The following is an 8,886-nucleotide window of genomic DNA, read 5'->3' on the forward strand; positions in this document are numbered from 1 at the left end:
CCGTGGGTACAAAAGTCGATATAACCACCATAGACGATCGCGAAGTCGAACTCAAGGTTCCTGCCGGAATTCAGCACGGAACTGCGCTAAAGATCCCGGGAGAGGGTGTAAGACGGCGCGGAAGGCCGGGAGACCTTTTGGTACGCGTCAATATTTCAATACCCAAAGACCTCGGCGACGAGGAGAAGGAGCTCTATAAGCGTCTCCTTGAGATAGAATCCGAGAAAAAGGACTCTAAAAAGGGCGGATTCTTCCAGGGTATGATGGGAAAGAAGAAAGGTTCGAAGAAGTAATTCTTCCTGAATTCATCTTTTTTTGTATGAACATTTTTTTCGCCAGCCAGCAAATAGTTCTGGGCTGATCTATGAAACTGATCTTTGAATTGTCCGGTGAACATCCCAGGATCCCGTTTTGCGAGATTGAGTGCGTCGGAAAACTGCTTGAATGCGCTGAACAGGTCGCGGTTGCGGAATGTCCCGATCCGGATGAGACTGAGCGCCTTGCAATGACCCATGTTGTTATGGAGTATCTCGGGGAATGCAATGCGGATCGATCTTCATTTGAAGATCTTTTAAAGAGCCTGAATATAAAATCCGGGAAGAGTTTTGCAGGACGGGTTAAGAAGATCTCCGGAACAGCTATCCCCGACTCCCAGCTCGATCTCGAACGGTGTATCGGTTCTCATATATCCGGGCAGGTATCTCTTAATTCGCCTGATGAGGAATACAGGGCGGTTTTCTCAGGTGAACGGTGCTTCTTCGGGCGGGTACTATACAGGATAGATCGCGGGGGATTTGCATACCGCAATCCTATGAGAAGGGCATTCTTTCACCCTGGTGTCATGATGCCTATTATGGCAAGGACGCTCGTCAACCTCTCTTTTGCAGGTGAAGGCGATCTGCTCCTGGATCCGTTCTGCGGGACAGGCGGTATTCTGCTTGAAGGGCAGCTCCTTGGGTGCAGGGTAATCGGGTCGGATATGGACAGGTTCATGCTTGGAGGATGCAGGGAAAACCTTCCTTCTGCAGAGGTTCTCTGTGCCGATGCGACTAATCTCCCTCTTCCGGACGGATCGGTGAATGCGGTTGCCACCGATCTCCCATACGGCCAGTCGGTCTGCATAAGAGCAGAATCCATGAATAAACTTTATAATGATTCGCTTGCAGAGATAAGGCGTGTGCTAAAGCCCGGAGGGCGGGCTGTAGTTGTAACTCACGTGGACATCCGCGAAATTGCCGGGAGGCATTTCGATATAATTCAGTATCATCAGCAGAGAGTTCATAAGAGTCTGACAAGAAACATAATGGTGATGAAATAAACGGCATACCGTATTTTTCGGCTTATGTCGGTAAATAATAAAATAAAGGCCTCCTCTGGAGCTTCATATACCGGATTTGACAATAGATGAATACACTTGAATGGATAAAGGCGAATTTTGCGCGGAAAAAGCCTGACCGGAAACTTGCCCGGAAGTCTATAAGACATTTAAAGAAGATTGAGAAGAAGCAGCTTTTCTCTGAAGATATGTCCCAGATGAGGGCGTCTGAAGGGAGATGGTATGAGTCCCTTATATACGAAATGCTCCTTGAGGTATCCGGGAGATCCGATATGGTCAAATATATCGTTCGCAAAGGAGCGGATGCTCCGTTCCCGCCCCCTGAGATCGAAATGGGACAGAACGGACTCTTCTATTCCAACCGCGGGGATATAAACATAAGAGGCAACGGACAGGATATTGCGGAAGTTGACATTCTCTGGGTTGATAATGAAAATCGGATCTCGTTTGCCGAGATTGTCACATCCGCCTCCGATCTTAAGGACCTGGAGGTCGAGGTTCATTATAAGAAGAGATTGCTCGGTTATCTCTACGGGCAGGTAATTGTTCCTTTTGTTCTTTTTTCATCTGTGGATATATCGAGATCCTCGATCATCCGCCGGCTTGTAAAGGAGACGGAGAGTGTCGTGATAATCACGCCGACATGCGAGGAGATAAAGACCCTGCTTACCCCTTCTTCGATAAGAGGGGTGCCGAGGAAACCTGTAAATCATCCAAAACTAATCGATATTGCCGATATTCCGTTAAAGAGACCGTTCGATTACCTTTCCCTGCATAACAAGAAGAGAGACAAACTTATCGGGATGATGCTTGCGGGAAAAGGAAAGGAGGAGATGATGAAGAGAGACGAGATTCCTCCCGTATCCAAAAAGATCATTATCGGCGCCCTTTATCCTTCCGGTATCAAGGCTTTGATGCAGAACAGGACATTTACGATGAGGGGGAAGATACATTCGATAGATTCTATCGAAAGGGACTACTCGAAGGTTGTTCTTGCGATTGATATACCTGAGTACGAGCCGGTGATCTATATGAAGTCCAGGATGAAGGAGGAGTACGTAAAGATCGTCAGGAAAAAATCGGGGGAGCTGAAGGTCGAGAGCAAGCGGACTCCCCAGATGACAGGCTTTTATCTCTGGCTGGAGAGTTTGAAGCCGACAATAGGTGCAAAGATAGCCATAAAATATGGCAATGTCTTCCTGAGGAAGTAATTGCTTAAATACGGAGATTCTCCGTTAGAATATCTTTATTGATATTTTATTTTAGGAATCACCCGGAAAACCTGAACTCTTCGGTATCCTGTATCGTTTTGTTGTCCGTAATGATCTCCGCACGGATGAAATATGACTCACAACAGCACCATTCTGTAGTGTTCACAAGACAGTTCCATGTGTTATTTTCCTCAAAACCCTGTACTGCGTATACAACAGATTCTGTGATCTCAGTGCTGCAGTTGCCGTTGCAGAGGGATCTGACTCCCCCGGTATCTACAGTCACCCCCGGAGGGCTTATGGGGCAGGGGTGCACTGATAGTCCGGAAAATATCGTTATTGCGGTTCCTGCAGGGAAGTCTGTTGTTCCCGTGACATTCAGGACCTGATCCTCCTGTGACCATATAACAGGATTTGTCGAGATAAACGGCTCATTTCCGCCGAGACCTGCTGTTGTACTTCCGTTTTCCTGGGAATACTTGTCACTGCCATCCGTTGAGGTGCAGGCAGAAGAAAAGATTAGTGCAATGAATATTATCAGGATAATTAAGAGCTTAAGGATTTTTTTAATATTCATATGTGTTCCTTCTTTTTACAGGATATCAATTTTTTTGAGGAATTATTTTGCGTCCTGCATGAAATTATAAAAAAACACCTGCTGGTCGGTCTTTAAAATAACATTTGTCGGTTGGATTAATCTGGAAAATAGTTTGAGGTTATGGATCCTATTCAGATCCTCGATCCAACAGCACCGACACTGTCCTGGTAGCGTCCGTTATATGTCGACGACCCCTCGGTCACCTCATGCATGATTATCTGGACACACCTTTCGCCGGTCGGGAGCGGTACATCCTCAGGGCCCATATTGACAAGGCATAATGTAAGATTTCCACGGAAACCGGGATCTACGTATCCCCCGCCGATGAGGATTCCTTTCCTCCCGAATGAAGACCTGCACATAAGGGTGGCCGCAACACCTGCAGGAAGTTCCACACGCTCCATGGAGTGGACGAGTGTACATTCGCCTTTCTTCAGGACATAGTCTTCTCCTGCTCTCAGGTCGTATGATGCGGGCTGCTGCGATCCTTCACTATAGGGCTCAAGAACGAGGTCGCCCGATTCGATCAGTTTCAGGATATTTTCTCTGGAAAGAATCATTAATTCTGGTTGGAATAATTCGGGTAAAAAATGTGCGGTTTGCATATGACCTTTAGCAAAGTCAATAAATTAAATCCGGATGTAAAAATATACTTATTCCGTCCTGGTTAGATTTCTGTTGTAATCTGTCTTCAGTGGTTCCTTCTGTTCCGTACCCGGGCGTTTTGATCTTGTAAATTGCCTGTATTTTCCAAACATAAATCGTATAAAAATAGAAACTAATTGCCGTTAGTAAAGCGGTACTTTCCCTCCGGTACAGAGATCTCAAATCTGGCACCTTCTCCGGATTGACCGGTTTCCCTGATTTTAAGTCCTGTCATCGCAAGAATTCCTTTTGAGAGAAACAGCCCGAGTCCTGAATTTTTATAATATTCTCTCCTGAAGATCTTCTCCTTTGCATCATCCGGAATGCCGATTCCGTCGTCTTCACATGTAATTAGAAGTCCGTTTTTAGTCTCTTCTGCATTGAATGTAATCTGAGAGATTTTTTCACCATGCACCGATGCATTGTCAAAGAGCGTATATATGACCTTTTCAAAGAGAGGATCTGCGAGCACCTCAACGTTTTTTAGATTGTTTTTGAGCTCTATATTATCAAAACCGTTATTCATGTATGTTTCTGTAACAATCCTGCCGATATTGAACCAGTCCGGTCTCTGCTCTCCGAGATTTTTGTAATATGCGGTAAATTGGATCTGCTGCTTTATGGTTTCGATTATTCCCGAAACCTTCTCAAGATATTTATCAGCGGTTGTACCCGGAGGGATTACTTTATCAAGTTCCATCAACTCCAGGTACCCGGCTGCGGCTGTGATCTGGTTCAGGATATCGTGTCGTGTAATGTTTGACATCAGATTGAGTTTTTTATTGACCTCTTCCAGAGATTTTTCTGCAAGATGCCTCTCTGTGATATCGTTTATGAGAGCCAGAACTCCGGTAAATTTTCCTTTTGAATCGATGAGTGGGGATGTTGTAATAATCGTGTATATCTTCCTGCCGTCACTGCGTACAAACTCAAAATCATATTTTTTTATCTCTCCCTTCCTGTTGTTTTTGAATAGCAGCTTTGCTTTTTCCAGGCCTTCTTCATCCATGAAATTAAAAAATGAGCTTCCGACCATCTCTTCAACAGTATAACCGAGCGCTTTTGCCATGCCTGGATTGACGAATGTCGTTATGCCGGCTGAATCCACGGTCCAGATCCCTTCTCCTGCAAGTTCAACGAGTGTGCGGTATTTTTCTTCGCTCTCTTTAAGTGCCTCCTCCGCATTTTTACGATCCGTTATGTCATGCGACAATCCGAGTATTGCATATACCTTCCCTGTTTCATCCTTTAACGGGATAAGCGAATGATCCTGCCAGAAATAATTCTCATTATATCTTGTTTTGGTCTCGATGAGAAGCGGCTCCCCCGTTTCTGCCACCATGCGCAGGCTGTTTATCTGGCTTTCTGCAACATCCGTTTTGAAGAGATCCTTTCTTGATCTCCCTATGATTTTCTCTGGGGTGCTGTTCAGAAGCTCTGCAGCCCTTTTGTTAGCATATAGAACAGTATCTTCAAGATCAATGATGAAGATCGGATCAAGGGATGCTTCGGCAAGTATCCGGTATTTTTCCTCGCTCTCTTTTAAGGCCGTCTCGATTTTTTTGCGATCTGTTATATCTCGTGCAATCGAACAGGAATATTCCTCGCCATTATAGGTGAAGTGGTACTGGCTGATTTCAACAGGATGAAGACTTCCGTCCTCAAACCTGTGGAGAGATTCAAATTTAAAAAAGTCGTCTTTTACAATAATTTTCCAGATCTCTTCCCACCTTTCAGGATCAATATCCGGGTTGATGCTGAACACTGTTTTTCCATCTGTATTATTCTCCGTTTTTATCCCGAAAGATTCCTTGGCGCTTATGTTGGCATAAACTACCTCTCCTTTCCTGTTGGTAAAATAGATGTCATCCGGGGAATGTTCGAATGCGAATTGTGTCCTTTGGAACATTTCTGCGGTTTTAATTCTGGTCAGATCGGTTATTGTCGCGATATATCCTGTTATATTGCCTTTTACATTCTTCTCCGGACCTGCCTGGAAAAGGACCCATGCCGTTGTTCCGTCGGGTTTCATGAACCTGTATTCGTGGTTCATCCTTGTGCCGTTCTGCGTGCAGGCGGACCAGTCGCTGGAAAACTTCTCTTTGTCCTCCGTATATATGAGTCCGCAGACTCCTTCTCCCAAAGCCTGTTCTTTTGGGATCCCTGTTATCCCGGTAAATCTCTTGTTAACATATGAACAGATTCCTTCGGCATCCGTTCTGATGATCCCTGCCGGGGATATTTCAGAGAGCGTTTTAAAAAAGATTCTGCTTCTCTCGAGTTTATCGGAAAGCCAGGCGATCACAGATGCAGTGAAGATAAATATTACCACCCGCTCGAAAGCCAGGAGTACCTCTTCAATGTCAGGCCACAGGAAGTAAATGACCATTGACACATACAACAGACCGAGGAGAGCGGAAAGGAATATGCCTTTTTTCCTGTAATGATATGCCATCAGGACTATCGGGATATAATACAGGTGCATAAAAACCGTCGTTATCCCGTTTGCCAGGCAAAAATATGAAAAGGCGAGTGAATATCCCGAGATGAGAAGAATTATCAAAACCCATAATCTTTCGCTGGGTGTGGAGAGCGCTTTTATAAAATGCCTTTCGCCTTGGTTTATCTCCTGTGTCGTATAAGGCCCCCTTTAATTGATTCTGTTCACTCCTTCGTGATACTGGCGTCCCGGAATCCTGTACATCAATATTGAAAATTGTGGAACCTTTTTCGGCTGGGCTGTCAGTATGTTTTTTGAATGGTATGATGAGATATAAATTTATTTATTTTGAAATTTTCAACTCAGGAAAAAAATAGTTTTGATCTCTGTTTTAAATTTTAAGCCGTAATGGAGCTTTATTCTCTATTGTCAGCTATGATTGTGCACTCAAATGGATGGGCTTTACCTTTTCTCCCACCTGAGGAGATCAACGACACTTGATAGGGTGTCGCCTCTCCTGATCTCCTCCCGGATGCGGGTCTCATGCTTCTTTACTTCAAGAGCACGTCTTGCAATTTCGTATGCCCTCTCCTTTGGCACTACGACGATCCCGGATTCGTCGCCGACTATCCAGTCGCCATTCCTGACACGCTGTCCGCAGCAAATGATCTCTGCGCCGATCTCACCGAAACCTTTGGGTTCTCCTGCATTGGGAACGAGTGCAGTTGCAAAGACCGGAAATTTGTATTTGCGGATGTCATCGACGTCCCTTGCCGCCCCATCGATCACAATGCCTGCCAGCTTCTTATTCATGGCGCTTAACGTCGCAAGTTCTCCCCACGGGGAGATATATTTCGCCCGTTCATTGTTGATAACAATCACGTCACCCGGCCCTGCAAGGTCGATCGCCTCAACCGGTTTTGCCCAGTCTCCTGCCATCGTTCTTACAGTTAATGCCTTCCCTGCCATCTTTACATCTCCGCAGACCGAGAATATATCACTCATCGCACCCTTCCTATGCATGGCGTCGCTGATGTTCGGAGTGGACACCGATTCAAAGATCTCTCTTATTTCATCATCGGGATTCTTCCTCTTTGTCCTGACAAGATCAGGATTGTCTATCGCCTTTCTTACAGCGGCAGCGGCGGCCCTGACATCCGCCGCCTTCGTTATACTGCTTCCTACAAGGAGAATGTCTGCCCCGGCCGTAACCGCCTCCGCGGCACCTGCCGCATCGAGTCCTCCTGCAGCGCCTATCGGAAGAGATACCTTTCCTGCGATCTCGCTCAGGACATCCACGGATTTCTTCCCCTTCATCTGCTGGTCGATTCCTACATGTGCATTGAGCAGGTGAACCCCGAGCTCTTCGAGTTCTATAGCTCTTTTTACCGGATCAGGTGTGTTGATGAAGTCCGCCATTATCCTGACCCCGTATTTATCGGCGGCACGTACGGCTTCCGTAATCACGGTGTCATCGGCATCGGCAAGAACGCAGACGACGGAAGCACCTGCCTTTGCAGCCATCTCGACCTCAAGGGCGCCTGTATCGGCGACTTTCATGTCCGCGACTATCTCGTGGTCCGGGAATTCTGCCTTAAGGGCTCTTACGGCATTCATTCCTTCGCTTTTTATAAGCGGTGTTCCGGCCTCAATCCAGTCGGCACCGCCTTCAACGGCCTCTCTTCCTATCTGAAGCGCTCTCTTGATCTCTGTCAGATCGAGGGCAACCTGAAGGACGGGTTTACTCATATCAGATAATTCCTGCTCCATCGGGGAAAAAAGTTTGCAAAAAAAATTCATGAAATAAAGGTTTTATGTAAATCACAACGTGATTTTCATAGCAAATTCAAAAGAGGTTAATTTTCAGTATAGGTCTCGTAAAATACGAGATCTTTCAGGTCTTTCTTCGATGGTATATTGATCTCTTCGGGGTAGCCGGCGGGGATTAGTGAGACAAGGGTATATTTTTCCGGGACGTTCATCATCTTCCTTATCTCGTCGGCATAGTCCTTCTTGTCTCCCGCAACCCAGCACGATCCTACTCCGAACGACCAGAGTGCAAGAATGATCTGCAGTGTTGCGGCACTGCAGTCTTCAAGGTAATAGGTCTGGTCCTTCTCGCCGAAGACCGCGAAACAGGCATTTGCATCCTTTATGAATGCCCCGTTTGGTGCCGTTTCCGCTATCTTATTGAGTGTTTCCTTCTCTTTTATGACACCAAAAAGCCATGGCTGAAGGTTTCTTGCCGTCGGGGCGAGATGTGCCGCTTCAAGAGCCGCCTTAATAATCTCCCCGGGTATCTCTTCGTCCTTGTACTTCCTGACGCTTCTTCTTCCCTTGAGGATGGTAAGTCCAAGATTCATGAGGCATAATATGGTATTGCAGACAAAAAAGGTTTGTTTTTAGGTATCAAAACGGCAGAATCCCTGCGATGAAGGAGACTAGATTCGAGAAACCGTCGGCAAGGATTACCGTGGGATCGATCCCGAGTATCGGAAATATGAATATGAAATACGCAAATGTTCCTATCGTGCTGCCCACATTTGCAAGCGCCGCTACAAGGACGACCCTGAATATCGGAACCTTTCTCATTTCATTGAACGATTCCGCGTCAAGGATCTCCTGGAAGTCGGATGCCTGCGGTTTTCTGACTTTT

General features: G+C 46.0%; 8 protein-coding genes and 1 pseudogene. 3 read left to right on the forward strand and 6 right to left on the reverse strand.

From position 1 onward, the window contains the following. From METPAY_RS15485 to METPAY_RS08965, 3 genes are all read left to right on the forward strand, one after another. A partial coding sequence (locus tag METPAY_RS15485; protein ID WP_048151656.1) for a DnaJ C-terminal domain-containing protein occupies nucleotides 1-293 on the forward strand: 293 nt, incomplete at its 5' end. A 71-nt stretch (nucleotides 294-364) separates the two neighbouring features. Beyond that, entirely contained in the window at nucleotides 365-1,318 is a 954-nt protein-coding gene (locus tag METPAY_RS08960) for a methyltransferase domain-containing protein (RefSeq protein WP_048151502.1), read from the forward strand. Nucleotides 1,319-1,404: 86 nt separating this feature from the next. Next, a complete protein-coding gene (locus tag METPAY_RS08965) occupies nucleotides 1,405-2,547 on the forward strand; it encodes a hypothetical protein (protein ID WP_048151506.1) in 1,143 nt (380 codons plus the stop codon). A 58-nt stretch (nucleotides 2,548-2,605) separates the two neighbouring features. Here METPAY_RS08965 and METPAY_RS08970 read toward each other — a convergent pair whose 3' ends face one another. The 6 genes and pseudogenes from METPAY_RS08970 to METPAY_RS08995 form a co-directional block, all read right to left on the reverse strand. Next, entirely contained in the window at nucleotides 2,606-3,124 is a 519-nt protein-coding gene (locus METPAY_RS08970) for a hypothetical protein (RefSeq protein ID WP_048151512.1), read from the reverse strand. A 152-nt stretch (nucleotides 3,125-3,276) separates the two neighbouring features. After that, nucleotides 3,277-3,705 (reverse strand): dCTP deaminase, encoded by a 429-nt coding sequence (locus tag METPAY_RS08975; RefSeq protein ID WP_048151514.1) that lies wholly within the window; start codon nucleotides 3,703-3,705, stop codon nucleotides 3,277-3,279. 218 nt (nucleotides 3,706-3,923) lie between these two features. Beyond that, nucleotides 3,924-6,353 carry a PAS domain-containing protein gene (locus METPAY_RS14255; protein ID WP_052418754.1) on the reverse strand — a complete coding sequence of 810 codons (2,430 nt, stop codon included), beginning with the start codon at nucleotides 6,351-6,353 and terminating at the stop codon, nucleotides 3,924-3,926. A gap of 339 nt (nucleotides 6,354-6,692) precedes the next feature. Next, nucleotides 6,693-7,979, reverse strand: a complete 1,287-nt coding sequence (locus tag METPAY_RS08985; RefSeq protein ID WP_048151643.1) for an orotidine 5'-phosphate decarboxylase / HUMPS family protein — start codon at nucleotides 7,977-7,979, stop codon at nucleotides 6,693-6,695. Nucleotides 7,980-8,086: 107 nt separating this feature from the next. Next, on the reverse strand, nucleotides 8,087-8,593 hold the full coding sequence (locus METPAY_RS08990) for a nitroreductase family protein (protein WP_048151520.1): 507 nt from the start codon (nucleotides 8,591-8,593) through the stop codon (nucleotides 8,087-8,089). A gap of 46 nt (nucleotides 8,594-8,639) precedes the next feature. After that, nucleotides 8,640-8,886: pseudogene (locus METPAY_RS08995) on the reverse strand (TraB family protein); the annotation flags it as partial.

The organism is Methanolacinia paynteri (assembly GCF_000784355.1).
Classification (GTDB): domain Archaea; phylum Halobacteriota; class Methanomicrobia; order Methanomicrobiales; family Methanomicrobiaceae; genus Methanolacinia; species Methanolacinia paynteri.

Bases quoted from the DNA above. Each gene is read 5' to 3' on its own strand.
- METPAY_RS08975 (WP_048151514.1), bottom strand. From the start codon at position 3,705: ATGATTCTTTCCAGAGAAAATATCCTGAAACTGATCGAATCGGGCGAC.
- METPAY_RS08965 (WP_048151506.1), top strand. From the start codon at position 1,405: ATGAATACACTTGAATGGATAAAGGCGAATTTTGCGCGGAAAAAGCCT.
- METPAY_RS08970 (WP_048151512.1), bottom strand. From the start codon at position 3,124: ATGAATATTAAAAAAATCCTTAAGCTCTTAATTATCCTGATAATATTC.
- METPAY_RS08985 (WP_048151643.1), bottom strand. From the start codon at position 7,979: ATGAGTAAACCCGTCCTTCAGGTTGCCCTCGATCTGACAGAGATCAAG.
- METPAY_RS08990 (WP_048151520.1), bottom strand. From the start codon at position 8,593: ATGAATCTTGGACTTACCATCCTCAAGGGAAGAAGAAGCGTCAGGAAG.
- METPAY_RS08960 (WP_048151502.1), top strand. From the start codon at position 365: ATGAAACTGATCTTTGAATTGTCCGGTGAACATCCCAGGATCCCGTTT.